This is a genomic window from Roseibium sp. MB-4 (assembly GCF_053005265.1).
On sequence record NZ_JBRKQB010000001.1, the window covers coordinates 834737 to 859052 of the forward strand.

Annotated in this window: 22 protein-coding genes and 1 pseudogene; 15 read left to right on the plus strand and 8 right to left on the minus strand. The window is 56.6% G+C overall.

Annotated features, from left to right (window positions below):
• Positions 1–8 precede the first annotated feature (8 nt).
• From flgG to flgB, 4 genes are all read right to left on the minus strand, one after another.
• Positions 9–797: a flagellar basal-body rod protein FlgG gene (gene flgG / locus ACVDG4_RS04035; protein ID WP_133949890.1), complete on the minus strand. Its 789-nt coding sequence runs from the start codon at positions 795–797 to the stop codon at positions 9–11.
• Between the two features lie 67 nt (positions 798–864).
• Entirely contained in the window at positions 865–1203 is a 339-nt protein-coding gene (gene fliE / locus ACVDG4_RS04040) for a flagellar hook-basal body complex protein FliE (RefSeq protein WP_447234101.1), read from the minus strand.
• 2 nt (positions 1204–1205) lie between these two features.
• Positions 1206–1622 carry a flagellar basal body rod protein FlgC gene (gene flgC / locus ACVDG4_RS04045; RefSeq protein WP_055673363.1) on the minus strand — a complete coding sequence of 139 codons (417 nt, stop codon included), beginning with the start codon at positions 1620–1622 and terminating at the stop codon, positions 1206–1208.
• Between the two features lie 19 nt (positions 1623–1641).
• Positions 1642–2223 carry a flagellar basal body rod protein FlgB gene (flgB, locus tag ACVDG4_RS04050; RefSeq protein WP_447234102.1) on the minus strand — a complete coding sequence of 194 codons (582 nt, stop codon included), beginning with the start codon at positions 2221–2223 and terminating at the stop codon, positions 1642–1644.
• On the opposite strand from flgB, the gene ACVDG4_RS04055 reads away from it, so the two are divergent.
• Both ACVDG4_RS04055 and ACVDG4_RS04060 read left to right on the plus strand, forming a co-directional pair.
• A complete protein-coding gene (locus tag ACVDG4_RS04055) occupies positions 2202–2747 on the plus strand; it encodes a hypothetical protein (protein WP_447234103.1) in 546 nt (181 codons plus the stop codon). The genes flgB and ACVDG4_RS04055 overlap by 22 nt on opposite strands.
• Before the next feature lie 26 nt (positions 2748–2773).
• Positions 2774–3124: a PilZ domain-containing protein gene (locus ACVDG4_RS04060; RefSeq protein WP_008191365.1), complete on the plus strand. Its 351-nt coding sequence runs from the start codon at positions 2774–2776 to the stop codon at positions 3122–3124.
• 6 nt (positions 3125–3130) lie between these two features.
• On the opposite strand, the gene ACVDG4_RS04065 is transcribed toward ACVDG4_RS04060, so the two are convergent.
• Positions 3131–3937: a hormone-sensitive lipase gene (locus ACVDG4_RS04065; protein WP_447234104.1), complete on the minus strand. Its 807-nt coding sequence runs from the start codon at positions 3935–3937 to the stop codon at positions 3131–3133.
• A gap of 158 nt (positions 3938–4095) precedes the next feature.
• Here ACVDG4_RS04065 and ACVDG4_RS04070 point away from each other — a divergent pair, with 158 nt between their 5' ends.
• Both ACVDG4_RS04070 and ACVDG4_RS04075 read left to right on the plus strand, forming a co-directional pair.
• Positions 4096–5676, plus strand: coding sequence for an acyl-CoA synthetase (locus ACVDG4_RS04070; RefSeq protein ID WP_447234105.1), 1581 nt, complete (start codon positions 4096–4098; stop codon positions 5674–5676).
• Positions 5673–6539, plus strand: a complete 867-nt coding sequence (locus ACVDG4_RS04075; protein ID WP_447234106.1) for a PPC domain-containing DNA-binding protein — start codon at positions 5673–5675, stop codon at positions 6537–6539. The genes ACVDG4_RS04070 and ACVDG4_RS04075 overlap by 4 nt, the downstream gene beginning before the upstream one ends.
• 78 nt (positions 6540–6617) lie before the next feature.
• Here ACVDG4_RS04075 and ACVDG4_RS04080 read toward each other — a convergent pair whose 3' ends face one another.
• From ACVDG4_RS04080 to ACVDG4_RS04090, 3 genes and pseudogenes are all read right to left on the minus strand, one after another.
• Positions 6618–8111, minus strand: coding sequence for an aldehyde dehydrogenase family protein (locus tag ACVDG4_RS04080; protein WP_447234107.1), 1494 nt, complete (start codon positions 8109–8111; stop codon positions 6618–6620).
• A 2-nt stretch (positions 8112–8113) separates the two neighbouring features.
• Complete coding sequence (locus ACVDG4_RS04085) at positions 8114–8866, minus strand: mandelate racemase/muconate lactonizing enzyme family protein (protein WP_447235083.1); 753 nt, start codon at positions 8864–8866, stop codon at positions 8114–8116.
• Between the two features lie 48 nt (positions 8867–8914).
• Positions 8915–9241 (minus strand): annotated as a pseudogene (locus ACVDG4_RS04090) (mandelate racemase/muconate lactonizing enzyme family protein); the annotation flags it as partial.
• A gap of 108 nt (positions 9242–9349) precedes the next feature.
• Here ACVDG4_RS04090 and pdxR point away from each other — a divergent pair.
• From pdxR to ACVDG4_RS04145, 11 genes are all read left to right on the plus strand, one after another.
• Positions 9350–10837: a MocR-like pyridoxine biosynthesis transcription factor PdxR gene (pdxR, locus tag ACVDG4_RS04095; protein ID WP_447234108.1), complete on the plus strand. Its 1488-nt coding sequence runs from the start codon at positions 9350–9352 to the stop codon at positions 10835–10837.
• Positions 10838–10935: 98 nt separating this feature from the next.
• Complete coding sequence (locus ACVDG4_RS04100) at positions 10936–11097, plus strand: hypothetical protein (protein ID WP_306147089.1); 162 nt, start codon at positions 10936–10938, stop codon at positions 11095–11097.
• A 237-nt stretch (positions 11098–11334) separates the two neighbouring features.
• Entirely contained in the window at positions 11335–12411 is a 1077-nt protein-coding gene (locus ACVDG4_RS04105; protein WP_133949906.1) for an extracellular solute-binding protein, read from the plus strand.
• Positions 12412–12560: 149 nt separating this feature from the next.
• Positions 12561–13682 carry an ABC transporter ATP-binding protein gene (locus tag ACVDG4_RS04110; protein ID WP_447234109.1) on the plus strand — a complete coding sequence of 374 codons (1122 nt, stop codon included), beginning with the start codon at positions 12561–12563 and terminating at the stop codon, positions 13680–13682.
• The gene (locus ACVDG4_RS04115) at positions 13682–14548 is read left to right on the plus strand and encodes an ABC transporter permease (protein ID WP_209175785.1); all 867 of its coding nucleotides are present in this window, start codon (positions 13682–13684) and stop codon (positions 14546–14548) included. Before ACVDG4_RS04110 ends, ACVDG4_RS04115 begins: the two co-directional genes overlap by 1 nt.
• 11 nt (positions 14549–14559) lie before the next feature.
• Positions 14560–15417: an ABC transporter permease gene (locus tag ACVDG4_RS04120; protein WP_409691890.1), complete on the plus strand. Its 858-nt coding sequence runs from the start codon at positions 14560–14562 to the stop codon at positions 15415–15417.
• Positions 15418–15429: 12 nt separating this feature from the next.
• A complete protein-coding gene (locus tag ACVDG4_RS04125) occupies positions 15430–17052 on the plus strand; it encodes a GMC family oxidoreductase (protein WP_447234110.1) in 1623 nt (540 codons plus the stop codon).
• A 12-nt stretch (positions 17053–17064) separates the two neighbouring features.
• Positions 17065–18360 carry an NAD(P)/FAD-dependent oxidoreductase gene (locus ACVDG4_RS04130; RefSeq protein ID WP_447234111.1) on the plus strand — a complete coding sequence of 432 codons (1296 nt, stop codon included), beginning with the start codon at positions 17065–17067 and terminating at the stop codon, positions 18358–18360.
• 262 nt (positions 18361–18622) lie between these two features.
• Positions 18623–20848 carry a DUF4114 domain-containing protein gene (locus ACVDG4_RS04135; RefSeq protein WP_447234112.1) on the plus strand — a complete coding sequence of 742 codons (2226 nt, stop codon included), beginning with the start codon at positions 18623–18625 and terminating at the stop codon, positions 20846–20848.
• 289 nt (positions 20849–21137) lie between these two features.
• A complete protein-coding gene (locus ACVDG4_RS04140) occupies positions 21138–22715 on the plus strand; it encodes a PilZ domain-containing protein (protein ID WP_447234113.1) in 1578 nt (525 codons plus the stop codon).
• The gene (locus tag ACVDG4_RS04145) at positions 22712–24304 is read left to right on the plus strand and encodes a glycosyltransferase (RefSeq protein ID WP_306147077.1); all 1593 of its coding nucleotides are present in this window, start codon (positions 22712–22714) and stop codon (positions 24302–24304) included. Before ACVDG4_RS04140 ends, ACVDG4_RS04145 begins: the two co-directional genes overlap by 4 nt.
• The last annotated feature ends 12 nt before the right edge of the window (positions 24305–24316 follow it).

A 24316-nucleotide genomic window follows, 5' to 3' on the forward strand; every position in this document is an offset into this window, starting at 1 on the left:
CGCCTTTTCTAGCGGATGCCATTGGTCACGGTATTGGCCATTTCATCCGCCGCTTTCATGACCTTTGAGTTCATCTCATACCCGCGCTGAGCGGAAATGAGCGCCGTAATTTCCTTCACAGGATCGACATTGGACGATTCCAGATACCCCTGGCGGACAACACCGAAGCCAGGATCACCAGGAACACCGGCAACCGGAGCACCCGAGGCCGGCGTCTCCCGGAAGAGATTTCCACCAACCGGTTCGAGACCGACATCATTTGCAAAATTTGCAAGAGACAGCTGACCAATTTCACGTGGCTGGATCTCGCCATCGATCTTGGCATAGACCTGCCCGGTTTCGTTGATCACCACTTCGATGGTTTCTTCCGGAACGATAATTGCCGGTTCAACTGTGTAGCCGTCGATGGTCACCAGGCGGCCATCCGCGTTCTTGTTGAAAGAGCCAGCCCGGGTGTAAAGGGTTTCATCGTCCGGGCCGGTAATTTCAAACCAACCTCGGCCGTCCAGCGCGATATCGAACTGGTTGCCCGTGTTGGTCAGCGGTCCCTGCATATGCAGTTTCCGGATGCCCGCTGTCTTTACTCCAAGACCCAGCTGCGCTCCTTCAGGAACCGGATCTTCGCCGCCGCGGTTTGGCACGCCTTGAAGACGCTCTGCCTGATAAAGAAGGTCTGAGAATTCCGCCTGCGCCCGTTTGAACGACGTCGTGTTCATATTGGCAATGTTGTTGGCAACAACTTCAACATTGAGCTGTTGGGCGCTCATGCCGGTTGCAGCGATGGCAAGGGCTTTCATTTTTACGTCTCCTGAATTCGCTAAATCTGACTGACGATTAAATCGCTCTCGATAGAAGCGCGCTTGCCTAGATCGTCATCCGGCTGATTTCCTGATAGGCGTTCACGACCTTGTCGCGAATGGCAATGGCGGTCTGCAGCGTGGATTCTGCCTGCATGACAGCTTCAACAACTTGCTGAACGGAAGCTTGACCATCGACACCGGCGATTGCGGCTGCTTCACCATTTTTCACTTTGTCGATGGCCGATTGCGAGACCTCGGCCATGGCGTCCGAAAAGGACGGGCCGGACACAGCTTCGGTGCCACCCAGCTCAGGCGTCGAGTTCATGTAGCGGGTGGTCGACGAGGACTTTAGAATACCGTCGCTCGAGGCTACCGATGTCAGCGCGGAGATTTCGTTGATCATGATCAGTTCCTCAACAGGTCGATGTGGCGCATGACCATTTCGCGGGCCTGCGTCATGACTTTCAAATTGGCTTCGTAGGACCGATTGGTTTCGCGCATGTCCGCGAGTTCCATCAGCGTGTTGACGTTTGGCATTTTCACATAGCCATCAACGTCCGCCGCCGGGTGGCCCGGATCGTATTCAACGGTGAAAGGCGCCTTGTCAGTTCCAATCCCCTTGACTGCGACCAGATTGGCCTGGGTTGCGCGATTGAATTCGCTTTCAAAGGTGATCGTCTTGCGCCGATAGGGATCATCGCCGGAAGCCTCACCGGTGGAGCGGGCGTTGGCGAGGTTCTCGGAAACAATCCGCATCCGATCGGACTGAGCCTTCAGGCCGGAAGCGGCAATTTGCAGTGTGGCAGAAAGGGGGTCGGACATGAGTTCAGATCACTTTGGCTTAGGGACGAACGGCTGCGAGGTACATTTTGTGAAACGACTTGGCGATGCTGGCATTCAGCGAGTGGTCGCGCGCGACCTCACCGGCTTTCATCAACTCCTGCTCCAGGCTCACGGAGTTGCCGGAGTGGGTAACGTTCCAGCTGTCAGCTTTTTCCATGTCTGAGGCTTTGGCTGCCTCCATGGTCTGGCCCAGATGGCTTCCATGGGTCGCGGTCATGGCAAGATGAGTTTTGCTAATCACCGAAACGAAAGGCTCAACATCTTTGGCACCAAAACCAGGGGTGTTGGCATTGGCGATGTTCTCAGCAATCGCGGCCTGACGGACAGACAGCCATTCGTTGTTTTGCGAGACCAGTTTGTTCAGGAACACCGGTTCCATCGAATACCTCCATTCAGCCGGGATTGGTGCCAGTTCTAAAAGTCCAAGCTTGTCTGAGGCTGGCCCTTTGCCAATCCGCGCCGCAAGGCCCGCACAACCTTCATGGGTGACCGATGGTGCTTCAAGATTTGAAACCGGCACACTCACATGCACCCGGATTGGAATGACCGGAGATCCCAATGACCCAGCGCTGGCGCCCAATCGGCACCTCATTGACAGCAAGCCCTTTTCGTCATCGCCTTCAAAAGCGTGTCCTGAAGCCAGCTATTGTGGGGTTGGCAACACTTGCCAGCACAGGTGTGGTGTCGTCAGCAAATGCCCAACCGGTCAATTGTGATGCCTATGCGCGCTCTTACGCCAATGCCCACGTCAATCCCGATCCAGCTGATCTGAACATCTATGAGAACGGAGCACGCGGAGCCGTGGCCGGAGGAATTTGGGATGGTCCAAGCGGCGCACGCCGGGGTGCGGCCATTGGCGGAGCGCTGAGCGTTCTCGATAACCTGGGAAGTTATCCGGCGGGCTGGCAAAGCCTTTATGACCTTGCCTATCAACGCTGCGCCAACGAACAGTCGGGCGTTACCCACCGGCCGACAACGCTCGGCGATCCCAACTATTATGGTCGGCCCCTCATCCGGGGTCAGGAACCACCGGCGGCCTTGGAGCCACGGCCTGAACTCGCACCGCCCCCACCCATGCCGCCTGCGGCATCTCCCCGCCGCTGAGGTCTCAGATGTTCAAAGGATTATGCTTGAACCGGCAAGCAACAATGGATGCCGTTCAAAAGCGGTTGTTTCCGCGCCGGCGTACTCGCCTGCGGCCCGCAAAACTCGCCAGCTTGACCAACGAATACATCTGCGACTGCACCACGCGAGACATCTCCGCGGGCGGCCTTCGGATCCTGCTGAATGAAGATATACCCCTGCCGAAGGAGTTCTATGTCTTTGATGTGAACGAGCGGACGATTGCGGAAGTCCGCCTAAGCTGGCGCGACGGACTGGAGGCCGGGGTGGCCTATCTGGTTCCCCCAGCCTCGATCAGCTTCTACGAAAACACCGGTGTCCGCCGCCTGGCACAACGGTTCTATGCCGTTGAAGACTAGATGCAATTACGAAAGCAGCTCACTTGTCAGCGGACTTGCCGGGTCGATCAGCCCTTCGATGACATCGAAATGATGCTTGCCTTCGTCCACAAACACCTTGGCGTTGTCCCAGGCCTCCGCCAGCAGCTGTGACTGGCGAATAAATTCAGGCCGCTCGTCACCACCAACCCAGGCCGTCACAGGGCAGTCTTTGGCAGGTTTCTGCAAGGCAGCGCTTTCCTTCACCGCGTCAACCTCGGTGAGCAAAAAGTCATCATTCATCGACGTCTTCATCAAAGGCCGAAGATCATGCAGGCCGCTGATGGAGACAACATTTTCGATGCGCTCGAGCACTTCCGGATTGAGCGGTGTGTCTGCGCAGATCATGCGGCTGACAAGATGGCCGCCAGCAGAGTGGCCTGATAGACGGATTGGTCCTTCGACCCGCCGCGCGGCCTTGTTGAGTGCCGTGCCGATCTGCGCCGTAATCTGCGGGATACGAACGTCTGGCGCCAATTCATAGCTGGGCAAACAGACAGACCAACCGCTTCGAAGCGCGCCCCGCGCCAAATGCGACCAGTAGGATTTGTCAAAGCGGCGCCAGTAGCCACCATGTACAAAGACCACCAGACCCTTGCTTTTGTCCTCAGAGTGAAAGAGATCCAGCCGCTGGCGGTCCGTATCGCCATAGATGATGTCGATGTCTTTTTTGATCCAGCCCGACCGGAATTCGAGGGCTTCATCGGCCCACCGCGCCGGATAGCTTTGAGCGTCCTCAATATAGGCGCCGTTTTCGTAAGCATCATTCCAATCAAAGTCGGGCGAAGTCGTCATAAAACCGTCCTGCAACTGCATGCGAAATTAAACCGGCGCGCATCCTTGCATGATTTGGGCGGGAATTGAAATGGCCGATAGACCATTCATATTGCTTGTCAAATCAGACCACTGCGCCCTAGGTTGTCAGCACAGATTTCCAGGGAGGACCTCATCTGATGATTGAGCGCTGTTCCAATCGCGTGGCGAACCTTGCGCACTTTTTGACACGCAACGCCAAGCGGTGGCCAGACCGTCCCGCGATTGTCTGGGAAGATCAAACCTGGTCGTGGCAGGACCTTGATCGCCGTGTTTCGGCCTTATCTAGCGCGCTTTCATCAGATTTCGGAATCGCCAAGGGCGACCGGATGTTGGTCCAGGCGCAAAACTCGCATCAGATGATCGAGATCATGCTAACGGCCTTCCGGCTCGGGGCTGTTTGGGTGCCGTGTAATTTCCGGCAGGCGCCTGGAGAAACCGCTTATGCGGCTGAAAAGTCAAAGGCGACCGTCTTTCTCTGTGATGCGGAGTATGCGCCCCAGGCTGAAGCGGTCATAGCAGCCCGTCCGGATCTTTCAGGCATCGTCACGATTGGTGAAAGCACGTTCGGCGTGTCCTACGAGGCCTTGCTGGAAAAGCATGCCGGCGCGCGGGTCGCCAATGCGGACGTCGTTCACAATGACCCGTGCTGGTTCTTCTTCACATCCGGTTCGACAGGGCGGCCAAAAGCTGTCGTTCTCACACACGGGCAAATCGGTTTCGTTGTCGTCAACTACATGGCCGATCTTTTGCCCGGAACCAGTGAAACCGACGCTTCGCTGGTGATTGCACCTCTTTCCCATGGTGCAGGCCTTCAATTGATTGCCCAACTCTCTTGCGGGTCGGCGCACATCCTGATGCCCAAGGGCGGCTTCCGGCCACATGAAGCGTTCCAGCTGATTGAACGGCACAAGGTGTCCAACATGTTCACCGTGCCGACCATCGTGAAGCGGCTGGTTGAAGACCCATGTGTTGACCAATTCGATCACTCCAGCCTCCGTCACCTCATTTACGCCGGGGCGCCGATGTACCGCGAAGACCAGAAGCGGGCGCTGGAAGCACTTGGACCGGTTCTTGTCCAATATTACGGTCTCGGAGAAGTCACGGGAAACATCACGGTGCTGCGGCCGGACGAACACACCGTTGATGATGGGCCCAACGCAAAGGTCGGAACCTGCGGCGTGGAGCGAACTGGGATCGAAGTCAGCATTCAGGACGAAACCGGCAAGATCCTCGGGCCGAATGAGACTGGCGAAGTCTGCGTCGTCGGATCAGCCGTCTGCGCAGGGTATCTCGACGATGACGGTGCAAATGCCAAATCCTTCCGGAATGGCTGGTTCCGCACCGGCGATATCGGCCACATGGATGAACAGCGGTATCTCTATCTGACCGGCCGCGCGTCTGACATGTATATTTCCGGCGGTTCCAATGTTTATCCCAAGGAAGTCGAAGAGATCCTGCTGACCCATCCGGCGGTCTCCGAGGTCGCGATTTTGGGCATCCCGGATCCGCAATGGGGAGAGGTTGGCCTTGCCGTCTGTGTAACGGAGACTGGCCAAGAAACGGACGCCGCCGAGCTCAGCGATTTCCTCAAGGACAAGATCACCCGCTACAAGATGCCGGCACGTTATCTGTTCATCGAGGAAATGCCGACCAGCGCCTATGGCAAGATCACAAAGAAGCTCGTGCGCGAATTCCTGACCGAAAAAGGTCTGCTATGAGGCGCCCTGCTCCACAGACGCTCGGCGATATCCGGCATCCCGGCCCGCAGGCACAGGACCGCATGCCATATGCGCCGTGCCATGCAGTGAAAGTTGAATGTCAGGTTTCAGCTGGCGAGCCTTTGCTCGCAATATTGGGGCGCTGGGCGGATGGCGCCGGGTTGTCCTCCGCCGTCCTCGATCTTTCCGGCGTTCAGTTGGCTGCCTTTGATTATGTCATGCCAGACCGGGCTGTCGATGACCGCCATGCGGCCTGGTACAGCGATACGCATTCCTCAAATGGGACGATTCTGAAAGAGGCTGTCGCGGTTCTCGGCTGGCGGGACGGAAACTGGTTTGCACATATTCACGCCTACTGGCAGGAGAATGGCTCCTGGCACCTGGGACATCTCCTTCCGGAGACACTCACGATTGCTGACGGCGCAAGAATCACTGGTTACGGGCTCGTCGGGGCTCGGTTCGAAGCCTCTTTAGACCCGGAGACCGAATTCAAGCTTTTTCGGGTCAAGTCCGAGCCTGAAGCGTTGTCCGGAACGTCCACCAACGCGCTTATCACCACACTTGGGCCGTTTACAGACCTCTATGAAGGCATAACCGAACTCGGTAGTCGGCTTCCCGGGGCCAGCTACTCCGTTCATGGTATTGGCAGCCTAGCAGGCGCACAATTCGAAGACGGTCCACCGATGACTGGCCTGATCTCAGAGATCCTGCTGCAGAACGGTGCCGGAAAGCGGCAGAACGGGAAGTTGTCCCTGCCCTTGCGGACGGTCGATCTCAACAAGGGCCTGTTTCTGGGGCATGCGAAGCCCGGAAAATGTCCGACCCTGGTGACCAACGAGCTGCTGCTGGTCGCGCAAGACTGAGACCTCAAAAAAAGAAAAGGCCGGATCCGGGGAACGGAAAACCGGCCTTCGCGGAACCGCGATCGCTAAAGTGACGGATTAGCTGATCTTTGCCGCAATGCTCTTGGTCTTGCAGTAGCTTTTCAGACCCTCGATGCCTTTTTCCCGGCCGAAACCGGACTTCTTGTTGCCGCCGAACGGCACTTCAATACCGCCGGCGAAATACTCATTGATGTAGATCTGGCCTGCATCGATCTTGCGCGCGAGCTGATGCGCCTTGGCAAAGTTCGATGTGTAGATGCCGGCGACCAGGCCGTATTGGCAGTCGTTGGCCAGTTCCAGCGCATGGTCTGCATCGTCTGCCACCTGCACAGTCAGCACCGGGCCGAAAATCTCTTCCTGGGCCAGCTCATCCTTGACCGGAACCGCATCGACGATGGTCGGCTCAAAGAACCAGCCATTGCCCGTGGCCGGGTCCGTTGTGACGTTACCGCCAACAGCGATCTTTGCACCCCGGTCCTTTGCCCGGTCAATGAAGCCGGCGATCTTTTCAAGGTGTTCGGCGGAGTTCACAGGTCCAAGCTCCGGCTGGCTAAGGCCATGACCAATCTTCAGCGCCTTTGTGCGCTTGACAAGTTCGGAGACAAACTCCTCGTGGATCGATTTTTCGATCACAAGGCGCGACCCCGCGGAGCAAATCTGACCGGCATTTTCGAAGATCGCACCCATGACCCCGTTCAAGGCCTGTTCCTTGTCGCAATCGGCAAGCACAACTACAGGCGATTTGCCGCCCAGCTCCAGAACGACGCGGGTGACATCATCGGCTGCCGCCTTCATCACGGCCTTGCCGGTCTGAACCGATCCGGTGAAGGTGATGTGATCGACACCCGGATGCTGTGTGAGTGGTGCGCCCGTCTGGACACCCGTCCCTGTCACCACGTTGCACACGCCGTCCGGCAAACCGGCGTCCGACAAGATCTTGGCCAACAGCAATGCGGTGAACGGCGTTTGCTCGGCCGGTTTTGCGACAACCGTGCATCCTGCGGCTAGCGCTGGTGCGAAGCCGCGGGCGGCGGTTGAAATCGGGAAGTTCCACGGGATGATGTGAGCTGTCACGCCAACCGGCTCATGGATTGAATAGCCGATGTAATCTCCCGCCAAAGGGAAACTGTCGCCCTGCAACTTGTCACAGGCGCCCGCGTAGTATTCGAACGTGCGCGCGGCACCACGAACATCGCCGATCGATTCTTGAAGCGGTTTTCCGCAGTCGAGTGTTTCGACCACCGATAGCAGTTCCAAGTTTTCCAGGATCAGCTCGGCCGTCTTGGTCAGAATACGCGCCCGTTCTACCGGCGCCATATCGCGCCAGACCGTTTCGAATGCTTCCCGAGAGGAAACAACAGCTGCGTCAACATCCTCAGACGTTCCAGCCGTGAATCGCGCAAAGGCTGTGCCCTTGCCCGGATCGAAGCTTTCCATGGTGCGGTTGTGCGAGGGCTGCGAAAACGCACCGTCGATGAAATGGCCGAGCGGCAACGCGGAAAGGGTGCCGGTCGTTTCGTATTCGGCGATCAGGTCTTGTTGAGACGCCATGATTAGCCTTCCAGAGAGCTGATTTTGTATGTGGATTTGGCGAGCCATTCCGGATTGACCTCAACGCCCCAACCTGGTGCGTCCGTCACAATCGCGTTGCCTTCGATGATATCGAACGGCGATTTGACAAAGAGGTCATACTGCCACGGGTAGTAGTCTTCCTCCTCGATGGAGAATTCCAGATACTTTCCGGCATTCGGAATGGCGCGCAGCAGGTGCATGGTGAACAGCGTCACCAGGGACAGGTTGGCCGCATGCGGGGTGCACGGAATGCCTGCTTCGTGGGCCATTTTCGCGACTTTCATCGTGCGCACCATGCCGCCGAGATAACAAATGTCCGGCTGAATAATGTCGACGACTTTCTCATCGATCATGCGTTTCCAGTCGACCAGCGAGCAGTCTTGCTCACCTCCGGTAACGTCAATGTCGAGCGCATCAGTGACCTGCTTTGTCTGGTCATAATGCCAGTACGGGCACGGCTCCTCGTAGTGAGAAATGCCGTTGGCTTCCAGGAACCGACCGACCTCGATCGCTTTCGCCGGTGAATAACAGGAATTCGCATCGACCAGTAGCGCGGTCTCATCACCGAAGCTCTTGCGCATTAGCGGCACAATTTCCTCTGTCCGTCCGGGCCATTCATCCTGATCTCGGCCGCACTCTGCGCCGATGCGGAACTTGAACGCCGTAAAGCCGCGTTCATCCTGATGGCGTTTCAGGCGATCCGCTTCGTCTTGAGCGATAATGTCCCGTTTCATGGAAGACCCGTAAGCGCGAACCTTGCCCGTCGTTCCACCCAGCAGTTCACACACAGGCTTGCCTTCAAGCTTGCCACGCAGGTCAAATAGCGCTGTGTCGAGACCGCCCATTGCACGGCGCAGATAGGATCCGGGAAACTTGTGCTCGCGATCGGGGATAATGTCCATCAAATGATCGATATTAAGCGCGTCTTCTCCAAGCGCGTAAGGCGCCACTTGCCTGTGCACAACTTCGGCCGTGATGTCGGCGTAGTAAGGTGCGACCTGTCCCCAGCCCGTATCACCGCTGTCAGTCGTGACACGGGTGAAACAGACAAATTCATTGGTAAATGTCTCGATTGATTGTATTTTCATGGGGCTTGCGGTCCTTGAACGAGGCTCCCTGAGCGCAGTTTTCTTGTAATTGGACTATCAAGTTATTCAGAATTGGACTTGATAGAAGGTCCGTTTTGCGCAATCTCCCAGACCAATTGGAGAATTGCGATGAAACGGCATGCCGGGGCGGTTCTGTCATCGATCAAGATTGACAAGCACGCTGATAAGAAAATCTCGATCCAACTCTACATGGCTTTGCGGGATCTGTTGCTGACCGGCGCATTGACGCCAGGCGATCGGTTGCCAGCGACACGAACCCTTGCCCAGGAGATCGGCGTTTCGCGGACAACGGTAATTGATGCGATCGACCGGCTGATCTCGGAAGGCCTTCTGGAAGCCCGTGTAGGCGCCGGCACTTTCGTGAGCGATGCGTTGCACGCCCGGCTTGAGCCGAGGCCGAAGCCGTCGTCGAACGACAACATCAAGGCCATCCCGCGCCTGTCCCATGCCTCCAAACATGCGATACCCGACTTCAAGGTCCGCACACGGCTGCCGCACAAATCCCAAGCCTTTGTCACGGCCCTCCCCGCTCTAGACGCGTTTCCAATGGCGCAATGGGCGAAGCTGTCTGCGCGGCATTGGCGAAAAGACCGGGACGATATTGCGGGCTATGGCGAACCTTTCGGATTTACGCCGTTGCGGGAGGCAATTGCACGTCAGCTGAACGCCTCACGTGGAATCAAATGCGCCCCGGAACAGATCTTCATAACAAACGGCGCACAACGCGCGTTTTCCCTAATCGGCGGCATGCTGGTCAATCCAGGCGAACCGATCTGGTTCGAAAACCCTGGTGCGATCGGGGCGCGCAATGCCTTTGTTGCCATCGGCGCTCAGCCCATCCCCGTTGATGTCGATGCAGAAGGATTGTGCGTAGAGGACGGCTTGAAAAAAGCCCCCCACTTTCGCTTGGCTTTTGTGACCCCCTCGCATCAGCAGCCGCTCGGCAACGTCATGAGCCTTTCGCGGCGACTCGCCCTTATGAAAGCTGCCAGTGAAGCGGACGCCATGATCGTTGAAGATGATTATGACGGGGAGTTTTATTACGGCGACCAGCCGCCGCCGACCTTGAAAAGCATCGATACCCACGATCGTGTGATCTACGTCGGGACGTTCTCAAAGTCGTTGTTCCCTGCCCTTCGACTTGGGTTCCTCTTGGCGCCTGAAGGACTTGTAGAAAGTTTTGAACGAATCTTTCTTACCTGGCTCAGCGGTGTCCCGACCGTGACGCAGGCCATGGTTGCCGAATTCATGGACGAAGGCATGTTTGCCACTCACATCCGCACAATGCGCCAAGTCTATAAAGAGCGGCACGACACGTTGATGGGTGCAGCTTCCAGCCTTGCAGGCGACATCGACCTGCAACCGACAAGCAGCGGCTTTCACGCCGTTGGCCTGACCAACGCCAATCTGGATGAACAGCGGATCGTCTCTGAAACTGCTGCACTCGGGATCACAACGGCCCCGCTGTCCCGCTATGCTCTGGCGGATATTCAACAGCGTGGCCTGGTTCTCGGATTTGGCAGTGCAAGCCCGGACGACATCCGAAAGGGTATTCAGGCACTTAAGGACGTCTTGCCGAAATGCCGCCTCGCATAGCAGACCGCTTTTATCAATTGGTCTGAAAAATTATCTGCAATGGATATATTTTGCAGTCCAATTGATACTTACCGTCTCTCCCTAGGAACTTCAGCGCGGTGAAGGAACGTCAGGCGCGGCTGAAATCTGCAGTTCCGGCACTTCCGGCAGGTCTTGATCTGCTTGAGTGCGGGATCTTCGCAGAGGGGACAGCCAGCAAGAACCTGCGTCTAAAGAGCGAACAGGTCATGCCAGGACAACCCAAATTCGTGCTGAATTGAATAGTGAAATATACCGCACCAGAGGCTTTTCCGGTTGGACAACACTTAGGCCAAAGCTTTGAAGAAAACCCGAGGGGTCACTGGTGAATAAGTATATTTAGCAATATGAAGGGTGGCGGGTATTATCCATGCTCCGCCGCAATCTTGTCGGTAAGCCCATGCGCTGGCTGCATATTCCAGGATCCCACAGAGGCCTGATGCCTCAAACGGAACCATCACCAATCCAGGGAGGATGTAATGAAATTCAAATCGACTCTAACCGGCCTGTTGGCGGCAACAATGCTTGCCAGTGCGGGCGCGGCACAAGCTGAAACACTCCGGCTTCTAACCTGGGGATCCTATGCTCCGGATGAACTCATCCAGAAATTCGAAGCCGAATATCCTGATATCAAGGTCGAGGTGACTTTCTCCAACAACGAGGAAATGATCGCCAAACTGCGCGCCACCGGCGGTGCTGGTTTTGACCTCGCTCAGCCGAGCCATGACCGCATCTACGCGGCACAGCTGGAATACGACATCTACAAGCCGCTTGATCTTTCCAAAATCGACACGGACGTGATGGAAGCCAAGCTTCTGGATGGCGTTAAGGAAAACACGACCATTGACGGCGAAGTCTATGCTGTTCCGCACCAATGGGGCACATCCGGTCTGATGGCCGACAAGACCAAAGCGCCGGATTTCAAGGGCTGGGGCGATCTTTGTGACCCGGCTTACAAGGGCAAGACTTCCATGCGCCTGAAGCGCACGATCTTGCTTGGTACCGCGTTCTCCATGGGCGAAAACCCGTTCGACGCTTACTCCGATCTTGAGAAGTACCAGGGCATTCTCGACAAGGTTGCCGACAAGCTCATCGAGTGTAAGGCCAACATCAAAGCCTACTGGAAGGGCGGCGACGACCTCAGCGCTATGATGCTATCTGGCGAAATCGTGGCCTCGGAAACCTGGGATTCAACCGCTTACAAGTTGTTTGACCAGAACCCGAACATCACCTTCATTCCGCCGGAAACAGGAGCTTTAGCCTGGATCGACACGTTCGCATTGCCGCGCAAGAGCAAGGCCGATGATGCAGCCTACAAGTGGATCAACTTCGTCCTGCGTCCGGAAAACGTGACCCTGATGTCTGCTAGCACCGGTGCGATTGCAGCTGTGAAGGGCGGCAAGGACCTCCTGCCGGAAGACAAGAAAGCAGCTGTGAATGCGGCCTTCACCGATGCCGACATCGACAACCTGAAGTTCTTCGCCAACATTCCTCCGGGCGTGGAAGACATGGAAGGTAAAACCTTGGAGAAAATCAAGGCAGCGACAGGCGGCTAAACAACCGGCCACTTAATATATTGGCGGCAACAGAACAAAAGCTGCCGCCAATTGGCCAATTTGCCGTAGAGCCTAGGCCTAATTCTCGGGGGATGCCGCCATACGGTGTCCCCCCACCTTTCTTCACTTCTCCAGAAGCGTCCAAAACAATGACAAATACTCCCCAATACGACCTTGAATGCGCCGGTGTGACCAAGAACTTCGGGTCCTTCCAGGCTGTCAAAGGCGTCTCCTTCGACATCCCAAGCGGTTCGTTCTTTTCCATTCTTGGTCCATCCGGCTGTGGCAAAACCACTTTGATGCGCATGATTGCCGGATTTGAGGAGCCCACATCAGGCGACATCAAGATCAAGGGCAGGTCTGTTCTCGGAACGCCGCCAAACAAGCGGAACGTCAAGATGGTGTTCCAGCATCTGGCCCTGTTTCCGATGATGAACGTCTATGAAAACATCGCTTACGGTTTGCGCTGTACCGGGATGAACAACGCGGACATCAAAAAGAAAGTACACGATGTCCTGGAACGAATTGCTCTTCCCGATGTCGCGGAACGTGAAATTCACCAGCTGTCCGGTGGTCAGAAGCAGCGGATCGCGATTGCCCGCTGTATGGTGCTCGACCCGGACGTTTTGCTCCTCGATGAACCGCTCGGCGCGCTCGATCTGAAGCTGCGCGAAGCCATGAAAATCGAGTTGAAGCTGCTGCAGCACCAGTTCAACACCACGTTTATCTACATCACCCACGACCAGTCCGAAGCCTTGGTCATGTCCGACAACGTCGCCATCATGAACCAAGGCGAATTCGAACAGATCGGCACCCCGCAAGAGCTTTATCACAAGCCAAAGACGGCTTTCGTCGCGGGCTTTGTCGGCGACAGCAACCGCTGGTCAGGCACCGTCAAATCGAGCGACGGCACCGGCGGAAAGGTCGAAACCTCCCAAGGCTTGCCGATGAGCTTCTCCGCAGCTGGCCAGAACACGGTCGCGGAAGGAGCCAAGGTCGACATCTTCGTGCGGCCGGAATTCATCCACACGGTCCGGGCATCGGAAAGTGGCTCTGGTGGCATTGAAGGCGACAATCAGATGGATGGTGTCGTCGACAGCCTTCTTTTCAATGGAGCCAACAGCCGGGTTCTGGTCCGATCCGGCAATGGTGAGTTGATTGAATCTGATGTCACGCTAACCGGCCACAATGACATCAAACCGGGTGAAGAGGTCCGCTTGATCTGGTCCTCCAAGCAGGCCATGTGCTTTGCACACGAGGAGCATGCCTGATGCAAAAGGACATCAAACGCCTCTCTTTGATCCTCTTGTTTGCGCCCTTTGCGCTCTGGATCATACTTTTGATCATTCTGCCGCACATTGGCATGGTGATCCTGTCTCTCAAAGAAAAAGTTGCGCCGCGGGTCTACGAGTACAGCTTCGCCAATTACCTGGAGTTCATCAACGAACCGATCTACTGGAACACGCTTCTGCGCACTGGATCGATGTCCCTTCTGGTTACGGCTCTGGCACTGCTGATCGGCTTTCCAATCGCCTACTACATTGCAAAAATCGCAGGGCCACGGGCGCGCGGCGGGCTCTTTTTGCTCTGCCTCATCCCACTTTGGGTAAGTGACCTGATCCGCTCGTTCGGCTGGATTCTTCTTCTGCGGGAAACCGGCGTGATCTCCAGCTTTCTCGTCTGGACCGGCGTTATCGGAAGCCCGGTTGAGTTCCTTTACAACGACGTCGCGGTGATTATCGGTCTCGTCTACACCGTCATCTTGTTCATGATTGTTCCGCTTGTCTCTACGCTCGACGGGATGGACAATTCCATGATCGAGGCGGGATACAATCTTGGCGGTAACGGCTTCACGGTGCTGCGCAAGATCATTGTGCCTTATGCGATGCCAGGAATCGTTGCCGGCTGCATCGTAACGTTCATGCTGACGGCCGGGTCGTACCTCACGCCGATCCTGCTTGGCGGCAAAAATTCCAGCTGGTTCACGGAGCAGATCTACAACCAGTTCATCACCCGGTTTAACTGGGAAGGCGGCGCGGCCTTCGGCATGTTGCTTTTGCTGTTCACCTCCATCGTCATCTGGCTCGGCTTGAAGCTGAGTGGTCAGACGCTGGCAAACACTGTTGCCAAGAGCTGAGGAGGACAATCATGCTTGCGACAAACAAGACAACGCCGTTCCTCTTCGGATACCGGCTCTATGTACTGGCGTTCTTCATCTTTCTGGCTGCTCCGCTGATTTCAGCCGGTGCCTTTGCCTTCAATGACAGCTTGTTCCCGGCGTTGCCGTGGCAAGGCTTTACTTTGGACTGGTTCTTCTCCGACACTGAGCCAAAGCTTGGCATGTTCCATGACCGGCGGCTGCTTCAAGGGCTCTACTATTCGTTCGTGATAGCGATCTTTGTGGCAGCACTGTCGGTGTTCGTCGGCACAACCAATGCCTTCCTCTTTGTTCGCGGAGATTTTCCAGCCAAAAACTTCTTTTACATTCTCATGGTCGTTCCGCTGGTCATCCCGGGTGTTATCCTCGGTATCTCGATCCTGGTTCTTGCCAGCGACACGGCGAACTACATGGAGAACCAGTTCGACCTGGAACTGGAGTTCCTGCGGCCGGGCATGCTCTTGGTGGTTTTGGGCCAGTTCTCCTTCATTGCGACAATCACCTCTCTGGTGATCACCGCCCGGTTGAAGAAGTTCGATGAAACCATGGAAGAGGCCGCGTTCAATCTCGGCGCCAGCCGGGCCCGGGTGCTTCGCACAATTACCCTGCCCTTCCTGCGGCCGGCAATGATTGCTGCAGGCATCGTTGCCTTCCTGGTGTCGTTTGAAAACTTCAACACGACGCTGTTCCTGGTCGGCTCCGAGGCTCCGCTCACCATCACCATGTATGACCGCATGGCCAAGGTTGGTTCGACACCGGTTCTGAACGCGGTCTCGTTCTTCCTGATGGTTGGCTCTGGCCTGCTGGCGCTCCTGTCCATCCTAGTCCAGCGTGACAAGAACGCTTAGAGCGGAGACACCATGGCTGAGTTTGACTTTGTCATCGTCGGTGCCGGTTCTGCCGGTGCCGCCGTCGCAGACCGCTTGTCTGAAAGCGGCAAGTATTCGGTCTGCGTGCTGGAGGCTGGCGGCTCGGATCTAAACTTCTGGATCTGGGTGCCAGTCGGCTACGGCAAGGCGTTCTACAACAAGCACATCAACTGGATGTACTACACCCAGCCGGATCCGGGCTTGAACAACCGCGAAGGCTATTGGCCACGCGGCAAGGTGCTTGGCGGATCCAGCTCGATCAACGCCATGGTCTATATCCGCGGCCAGCACGCGGATTTCGAAGACTGGAAAGCCATGGGCAATCCGGGCTGGGGTTGGGACGATGTCCTGCCCTACTTCAAACGCTCCGAAACCAACGACGCTGGTGCGGATGACTTCCGCGGCGGAGACGGCCCGCTGCATGTTTCCAGCGTGGACAAGCATGCGCATCCGCTGTGCCAGAATTTCTTCCGGGCTAGCGAACAAGCCGGTTTCAAGTCCAACCCGGATTTCAACGGCGCGGACCAGGAAGGCGTCGGCCATTACCAGATCACGACCAAAGGCGGTTTTCGCATGTCGACGGCCCGGGCGTATCTGTCACGTGCGAAAAAGCGGCCGAATGTCACCATCCTGACGAAAGCGCACACAAAGCGTGTCCTTCTGGATGGCAACCGGGCGACCGGTGTGGTCTACGACAGGAATGGCGGCGAACATAAAGTTACTGCCCGGCGCGAGGTCATCTTGAGCGCTGGGGCAATCAACTCGCCACAGATCCTGATGCTCTCCGGTATCGGAGACGGCGCAGAACTTCAGGCCAAGGGCATTGAGCCCAAGGTCCAGAGCGCTGCCGTCGGCAAGAACATGCAGGATCACCTTGGCCTCGACTACCTCTACAAGTCCAAGGTTCCGACCCTGAACCAGCAGCTCTACCCGTGGTGGGGAAAGCTGGCCCAGGGCATCCGGTATGTTCTGACCCGCGGCGGTCCGCTCTCCATCAGCCTCAATCAGGGCGGCGGGTTTGTGAAGAGCAATCCGGAGTGCGAACGGCCGAACATGCAGCTCTACTTCTCTCCGGTCAGCTACACCAAGGCGCCGAAGGGACAACGCCCGCTTATGAACCCGGATCCTTTCGCTGGTTTCCTGTTCGGAATGCAACCGACCCGGCCAACCAGCCGAGGACATGTTGAGCTGAAGTCCTCAGACCCCTACGAGGGATTGGCCATCCGCCCGAACTCCTTGAGCACAAATCACGATTGTAAGGAGATGATCGAGGGATGCCGGCTGCTGCGGAAGATCGCGGCGAGCCCGGCACTTCAGGAAGTCATCGAGACGGAAATGACACCCGGCCCAGAGGTTCAAACAGACGAACAGATGCTGGATGATGTCCGCAACCGCTGCTCGACAGTTTTCCACCCAGTCAGCACGTGCCGGATGGGACCGGACAGGTCGGACAACGTCGTAGATCCGCGTTTGAAGGTGTACGGTGTCGAGGGCTTGCGTGTTGTCGATGCCTCGATTTTTCCGACGGTTACATCCGGCAACACGAATGCCCCGGCGATCATGGTGGGCGAAAAAGGCGCAGATCTTATTCTGGAAGACGCCAGGTCAGCATAAGGAACGACTACCATGGGAAGCGATGTGTTTGCGGCGGACTACAAGACAACGCCCTATTGGCAAGACATTGCGCCCAAGGTTTCTCTGCCCGAGCGGGAACGTCCAGATGAAATTGATGTCCTGATTATCGGGGCTGGCTACACCGGCTTGAACGCAGCACTACAAACCGCCTCCGAGGGGTTGGGCACGCTGGTGATCGATGCCGAACACCCCGGTTGGGGCTGCAGTCTCAGAAACGGCGGCCAGCTCTCAACCAGCCTGAAGCCCTCATTTGGCGCATTGTCGGGACGCTACGGAAAGGAACTGGCAACCGCGCTTTGCCAGGAAGGCCAAGCGTCTCTTGATTACATGCACCAGCTTTCAGCGGACGGTCTGGATATGGGGTTGAAGGAGGTCGGCCGGTTTCACGGGGCCCACAAGCCGCATCTCTACGACAAGCTCGCAAAGGAAGCTGCGACCGGACATCCGGTTTGGAAGCCAGACGCCTTCATGGTTTCAAAGGAAGACATGGCCTCCGAGCTTCGCACGGAGGCCTATCACGGCGGCATCGTCTTCCCGCATCATTGCAGTGTTGATGTCTCAAAATATCATCCAGCGCTGCTGAAGCGAGTCCTGGAAACTGGCGCTCATGTTATTGGCGGTTGCCGGGCTTTGTCGTTGGAGCGGACCGGATCTGGTTTCAAGGTACTGACCGAACGCGGCGAGATCCGCGCCGGGAAGGTCATTCTGGCCACAAACGGCTATTCCGGTCCCCTGTCGCCATGGCATCAGCGCCGGGTCATCCCGATCGGGTCTTATGTCATTGCGACCGAAGAGCTGCCAACAGAGCTCGTGGATCGTCTGTTTCCAACGGACAGGATCCTCTCTGATACAAGGAAGCTGGTCTACTATTACCGGCTGTCGCCGGACCGGAAGCGCGTTCTGTTTGGCGGCCGCGTCTCATTGAGCGAGACCGATCCCCGCAGCAGCGCGGTCAAGCTGCACCAGGACATGTGCGCCCTCTTCCCGGAATTGCGGCCGTTCAAGGTCAGTCACGGCTGGATGGGGTTTGTCGGCTATACGTTCGACACGCTCGCCCATTGCGGGCAAGACAAGGGCCTGTTCTACGCAAACGGCTACTGTGGGTCGGGTGTCGGCATGGCGAGTTATCTGGGCATGCGCATTGGCCGCAAGGCAGCCGGGCGGGAAACTACACCGTCGGCCTTTGAGATGATCCCCAACCCGACACGCCCGTTCTACACCGGTAATCCCTGGTTTCTGGCACCCTCGGTCATGGTCTACCGGATCCGCGACCGGCTGGGTCTCTAAGGCGGTCAATAATCCCCACAGCTATTCATAAGCTGAAGTGCTGATTTGCCCAGAATTCAAGTTTTGCATTTTCCGGAGCGGCTTTCTCAAAATCGAAAACGGGGTCATGCAAAACTGTAATATCGCTCGAATTCAAATCGACACTACCGCTATCTCATTGAAATAACTTATCTCTTACATGAACATTCTGTAAGGTTAGTGGCCCATTCCCTGCAACTGCCTCCTTCGATTGCGTCCTTCGTAAGAAATAAGGAGACAGGAAATGGCAAGTTTGCCCGCAACGCGTCCCATGATAGGGACGGATGAAGACGATACACTTGTCGGCACCCGGCATTCGGACGTCATGTCCGGTCGCTTTGGGGATGACGTGATGTCCGGCAACAACGGAAATGACGAAGTCTGGGGTGGCACCGGGGACGATATCCTCTACGGCAACAACGGCAACGACATCCTCTACGGCTCCGGTGGACCGGATCTGGTCGAGGTCACGGGCATTGAGATCGTGGATGATCATCCGGTGTCTGTCGTGTTCGAAGGTGAAACAGCCGGCTATCGAAACACCTTCGGCGACTACAAGATCCAGGAAGATGGACTAATCACAGACGTCGAGATCTTGTGGCCCAATGCCTCGTTGCAAGGAAGCGGCGGCAACTTGATCCAAGGTGAAAGCCGGGAATACCTGGATGTCCAGGCCGGTGACACGCTCGGTTTCTTCATTATCTCCAATGGCTACAGCCTGAACAATGGCTATCAGGGCTTGGACCTGGACGTTCGGCAGGACGGTGAAAACGCCCCGCAGTTGATGTTCAAGGATGCGGATGGCAACCAAGCCACCATCCACAGTGACGGTCCACGGCTGTATCATATCGCGGCGGACGGCACGGAGACGATGATCCGCACCAACCCGTATCATACCGCGGCTTTCGGCGAGACCGTTGATCTGAACCCGGATGGCATACTGCACACCACCGGCGTCCTGAAAGCCGATGCCGGAACAATCACGCTCGGGTTTGAAGACCTTTACAACGGCGGCGACCGGGATTTTGACGACAGCGTCTTCACCGTGGATATCGGGGTGCAAAACGCACTGGTCCTCAATGCGCATTATCAGCAGGATGATGGCGGCACCGATCCGGACCCAAGCCATGAAGGTGTCGGCAACCAAGTTGTCGAAATCGAACGGTCTGACAACGACATCCTTGTCGGCGGCGACGGTTCCGACGAGTTGCACGGCCGGTCCGGCAACGACGATCTGTCCGGCAACAATGGCCACGACGATCTGCACGGCGGGTCCGGGGACGATAACCTCAAGGGCAACTCCGGAGAGGATGACCTTTATGGCAACTCCGGCAACGACACTTTGAACGGAGGCAACCACAACGACAAACTGAACGGCAACAACGGTAACGATGCCCTGTACGGGGAAGCCGGCAACGATGAGATGATCGGCGGCACCGGTGACGACATGCTTGACGGTGGTAACGGCGATGACAGCCTCGTTGGCGGCTCGGGCGTCGACAACCTCAGTGGAGGCTACGGCAATGACGAACTCAAAGGTGGTGCTGGCGACGACACGCTCGATGGCGGCAACGATGACGACGTTCTGGTTGGCGGCTCCGGTGCTGACACGATGATCGGCGGCTACGGCAATGATGATCTGAAAGGTGGTGCCGACAACGACACCATGGATGGTGGTCATGGAGATGACAGTCTCATTGGTGGCTCCGGCGATGACATCATGACCGGAGGTGCTGGCGCGGATGTACTGAAAGGCGGCTCCGGCAACGACGAACTGAGTGGTGGCAGCCATAACGACGAACTGTATGGCGGTCATGGGGACGATACGTTCTATGGCGATGCCGGGAACGACATGATGCATGGCGGCCGGGGCAACGACACCGTTGATTACTCCGCCTTTGACGTGGATCTCTCCATATCCCTTCACAACAAGAAGGCTCATGGTCTTGAGATAGGCACCGATACCATCAAGTTCATCGACAACATCGTCTCTGGTGGCGGAGATGATATCCTGAAGGGCTCGAGAGACGCCAACGTGATCGAAGCCGGTGCCGGTGACGACACCATCCGCTCCCTCCAGGGCGCTGACACACTCACAGGCGGCGCCGGCAGCGATACGTTTGTCTACCGGTCCTATGACCTGTCAGGTGGCACAGACACGATCACGGATTTCCTGATTGGCACCGACAAGATCGACCTCAGCCAGATGCTTCATTCTCTGATCTCCTATGTCACCGAAGCCGTGAGTGCCGAGGACGGTGAAGGCAGCGGCGGTTCAAGCGAGCCAGGCACGACAACCATCGACTACTCAGCCGCGCTTGCGCGCCTGGACGTTGATATGGCTGGCGAAGACTTGACCCTCCTGATCGACCGCCAGGGCAACGATGCCTATCAGGAGGTCTGCACGCTGGTCGGTGTCGGTAATCAGACAGTGTCGGCCCTGCACGACAACGACTGCTTCATCCTCTAAGCAACTCAAAAGACCGGGTCGCGTTTTGAGAAAAACGCGGCCCTTATTGTTTTTGGTCCGGTACGGTTTTTTGCAAATTCGGAAGCGCCAAGTGACGGCGCTCAAGTTTCCAAGGTTCCCATTTTGCAAATTTCGGTTTTCTGCCCAATGCGAACTTCATTTTTTTCCGTATATTTTTCAATTAGATAATCCCTATCTCCGAAATAAACATCGCCTCTGATTGTCCCCCCAACAGTTTGGCATCGTCCTTGCGAACAGATGGGTGTCGTTGAGATCAAAGGTTGCAAAAGTGGACATCATTCATGAAAGGCCCAGCCAAAGGCTGCACTACAGGGTAACAGCGCCGATGCGCGTCACCCTTGGTGATCAGACTTTTGATGCTGCGGATTGGGGGCTCGGCGGTTGCCGGATCTCCGGCCTTTCTGCGCCGCTTCCTGAGGTCGGATCGGAGCACACTCTCTTGTGCACCCTGCCGTTCCAAGGCTTCAACATCACCTTGAAGGCAAGTGCCGAAGTCGTCCGTTCGAGTGAAGACACCAAAGAAGTCGCTTTCCGCTTTGTTGACCTTGGCGAGCGGGAAACCGCTTTGATGCAACACTTTGTCGAGGATCTCGTCCGCGGCAAGATGACAGACGTCACCGACACGATTGTTCGCATCGATACACCGGTCACGCCGGTGCCGACCAAACCGGACCCAAATCCGGCACAGGAAATCCCCGTCCGCCGCTGGCCGATCAAGCAGATCGTCATGACGCTCTTCTATTTCGTCCTTGGCATTGCAGTCTTCGGGTATGTCGGGATCTACATTTTCGCAACGCTCTTCCGTCTGGAAATCTCCACCGCAGTCGTCAGTGCAGAACGTTATCAGGTCACGGCACCGGCAACCGGTCGGCTGAAAGGTCTGAACCTGCGCACTGGTGATATTGCAGCTTCTGGTGTTCCGATCGCCTTTATCGAGAACGATGCTCTGATTTCCGAAATCCGGAAAGCCGAAACCGCACTTATGCAGGCGCAAGTAGAGCTCTCCGAGCACAAGCTTTATCTTCAAGTCGAAGCTGACCGCGAAAATGGCTACAGCCTCGTTGCGGCGAATGATCTGCGCCAGGCCCGCGCCGAAACGGTTACACTTGACCTTGCGGTTGAGACCGCACGTGACCGTTTAGACAGATATGAAACCCTGTTTGAACAGGGCTATCTGAAGCGGGATGTACTCGCCACGGCACAGCTTGAGCTGGCCACAGCCAAGAGCGCGCTTGAAAAGCACATCATTCACGTTGCCGAGTTGGAAAAACTGGGCGCTGAAGGCGGGAACATCGGCATCCTGAACGGTGACAAGTTCAGCGGCCTCAAGGCCGAACGCATTGCCGAAGTGGCCCGCTGGCAGCAGGAAGTCGACTTCCGCACCAATCTTTTGGAAGAGCTGCGCGCTCAACCTGAAATGATGCCGGTGACGGTTGGCTCCAATGCCGCTGTTGTGGATGTGATTGCAGCCGATGGTCAAACGCTTAAAGCCGGTGCCCCGATTATGGTTCTGGAAGAAAGCGATCACCGGGTCATCACGGCCTTCCTGACCCAGGAAGAAATCACTCAGGTCCGCAAGGGCAGCCCTGCTCGCATTTATGTGCCGGCAGAAGACCGCTGGATCGAAGCAACAGTGGATATGATCAGCCGCACAGACGGTTTCATTGATGAGACCACACAAATGCACCGGTTCAGGGCACCGGATGCGCGCTCTGCAAAGGTCGATCTGGTCGCAAAAGAGGGCGCCCTTCCCCAATCAGGAACACCCGTCACCGTCTACTTTGAGCGGTACCGCGCAAACAAGGTCTTGCGGCTGATCTCGGGCTACATCGGAGACGCTACATGAGCCGGTCCCTGCAACAAGATTTCAACGTGGATGAAATAACGCATCAACCGAAGGGTTTGGCTAAATGGACACCGTTTGCGCTGTTCCAGATCAGCCTTTACTTCGGACTTTGCTTTGTCGGGTTGACCACCTTTGAAAACGTCTTCTTCAGCCCGGCGACGAAACAGATCACCTTTGTCATCGGGATCCTTGGCATCTGGCGCTATGGCTGGTGGTTCACTCACGCGGTACGGGCGTGGATCTATGGCAAGTTTGTCTACCCCTCCATGCGGGATGCCGGAAAGAAGGTGTGGGATGACGGCTGGCGTCCCCGCCACCTCCACTTCATGATGACGACCTATAAGGAACACCGGGACATCACGGAAAAGGTGATCCGGTCGATCTGCCGCGAAATCCGGGACGCCGGTGTTCCGGGCACGATCTGGCTCGGCTCCGGCGACCGGTATGACGAAGACCTCATTTCCAATCTTCTGGCCCGGGAATGGTCCGACCTCGATGTGACCCTTCATGTCGTCCGGCAGAACCAGCCAGGCAAGCGTTTGGCGATTGGTCTCGTTTTGCGTGCGATGAGCCGGGGTGATGTGGAAGACGACGACCTGATCATCTTCATGGATGGCGACTTCATCCTGGCCAAAAACGCTGTTGGTGCATGCCTGCCGCTTTTCAAACTTTACCCGGACCTGCAGGCCTGTACGACAGATGAGGAAGTGCTTTGCATCGGCCCGCGCTGGATTGCCAATTGGCTGACCATGCGCTTTGCGCAGCGCCGGCTGGCCATGCAATCCCACTCGCTCTCCGGCCGGGTTCTGACCCTAACGGGACGGATGTCCGTTTTTCGGGCGAACCACCTGACAAAACTCAAGTTTATCCGTCTTCTCGAAGCAGACCATCTGGAACATTGGCTGTGGGGCAAGTTCCGCTTCCTGTCCGGAGATGACAAGAGCACCTGGTACTACATGCTCCAATCCGGCTGCCGCATGCTCTATGTGCCCGATGCCATGGGCTACACGGTTGAAGTCATTGAAGGTTCGGGCATGGACCGGATGGTTCAGAACTTCCGCCGCTGGTCTGGAAACATGCTGCGCAATGGTTCTCGCGCCCTGGCATTGGGGCCGGGCCGGATGCCGTTCTTTATCTGGTGGTGCCTTCTGGACCAGCGCGTTTCCATGTGGACCATGCTGGTGAGCCCGGTGCTTGCTGTCTGCACCACGTTTCTCTATGACCCCTACTACATCTTCGGATATGTGGTCTTTATCTGCATAACCCGCATGCTGCTGTCGCTGTTTCTCTACCAGTACGCCCGGAAAGTCGACCTCAGCTATCCGTTCATTCTCTATTTCAACCAGCTGATCAACGCGTCGGTAAAGGTCTACTGCATCTTCCGTCTGTCGAAGCAGCGCTGGTCCAACCGCGGCGACCAACGTGCGGGTGAAGGCGACGGGCTCATCGCCACTCTTCAGAACCTCATGGCGAGTTATCTCACACTTCTTTATGTGACGATGCTGTTCGTCGGTGTGTGCCTGATGGCTGGCCTGATTGAACCGCCGAGTGGCCTCATGATCGCCAACGTTCTCGGACTGCCAGCCTGATCTTCTGGCTGT

What these genes read in the sequence shown, in the direction of transcription:
- fliE (WP_447234101.1), bottom strand. Translation starts at nt 1,203, where the DNA reads ATGATCAACGAAATCTCCGCGCTGACATCGGTAGCCTCGAGCGACGGT.
- flgC (WP_055673363.1), bottom strand. Translation starts at nt 1,622, where the DNA reads ATGTCCGACCCCCTTTCTGCCACACTGCAAATTGCCGCTTCCGGCCTG.
- ACVDG4_RS04125 (WP_447234110.1), top strand. Translation starts at nt 15,430, where the DNA reads ATGGCTGAGTTTGACTTTGTCATCGTCGGTGCCGGTTCTGCCGGTGCC.
- ACVDG4_RS04080 (WP_447234107.1), bottom strand. Translation starts at nt 8,111, where the DNA reads ATGGCGTCTCAACAAGACCTGATCGCCGAATACGAAACGACCGGCACC.
- ACVDG4_RS04075 (WP_447234106.1), top strand. Translation starts at nt 5,673, where the DNA reads ATGAGGCGCCCTGCTCCACAGACGCTCGGCGATATCCGGCATCCCGGC.
- ACVDG4_RS04130 (WP_447234111.1), top strand. Translation starts at nt 17,065, where the DNA reads ATGGGAAGCGATGTGTTTGCGGCGGACTACAAGACAACGCCCTATTGG.
- pdxR (WP_447234108.1), top strand. Translation starts at nt 9,350, where the DNA reads ATGAAACGGCATGCCGGGGCGGTTCTGTCATCGATCAAGATTGACAAG.
- ACVDG4_RS04055 (WP_447234103.1), top strand. Translation starts at nt 2,202, where the DNA reads ATGACCCAGCGCTGGCGCCCAATCGGCACCTCATTGACAGCAAGCCCT.
- ACVDG4_RS04145 (WP_306147077.1), top strand. Translation starts at nt 22,712, where the DNA reads ATGAGCCGGTCCCTGCAACAAGATTTCAACGTGGATGAAATAACGCAT.
- ACVDG4_RS04070 (WP_447234105.1), top strand. Translation starts at nt 4,096, where the DNA reads ATGATTGAGCGCTGTTCCAATCGCGTGGCGAACCTTGCGCACTTTTTG.
- ACVDG4_RS04065 (WP_447234104.1), bottom strand. Translation starts at nt 3,937, where the DNA reads ATGACGACTTCGCCCGACTTTGATTGGAATGATGCTTACGAAAACGGC.
- ACVDG4_RS04110 (WP_447234109.1), top strand. Translation starts at nt 12,561, where the DNA reads ATGACAAATACTCCCCAATACGACCTTGAATGCGCCGGTGTGACCAAG.
- ACVDG4_RS04115 (WP_209175785.1), top strand. Translation starts at nt 13,682, where the DNA reads ATGCAAAAGGACATCAAACGCCTCTCTTTGATCCTCTTGTTTGCGCCC.
- ACVDG4_RS04085 (WP_447235083.1), bottom strand. Translation starts at nt 8,866, where the DNA reads ATGAAACGGGACATTATCGCTCAAGACGAAGCGGATCGCCTGAAACGC.
- ACVDG4_RS04105 (WP_133949906.1), top strand. Translation starts at nt 11,335, where the DNA reads ATGAAATTCAAATCGACTCTAACCGGCCTGTTGGCGGCAACAATGCTT.
- ACVDG4_RS04135 (WP_447234112.1), top strand. Translation starts at nt 18,623, where the DNA reads ATGGCAAGTTTGCCCGCAACGCGTCCCATGATAGGGACGGATGAAGAC.
- ACVDG4_RS04120 (WP_409691890.1), top strand. Translation starts at nt 14,560, where the DNA reads ATGCTTGCGACAAACAAGACAACGCCGTTCCTCTTCGGATACCGGCTC.
- flgG (WP_133949890.1), bottom strand. Translation starts at nt 797, where the DNA reads ATGAAAGCCCTTGCCATCGCTGCAACCGGCATGAGCGCCCAACAGCTC.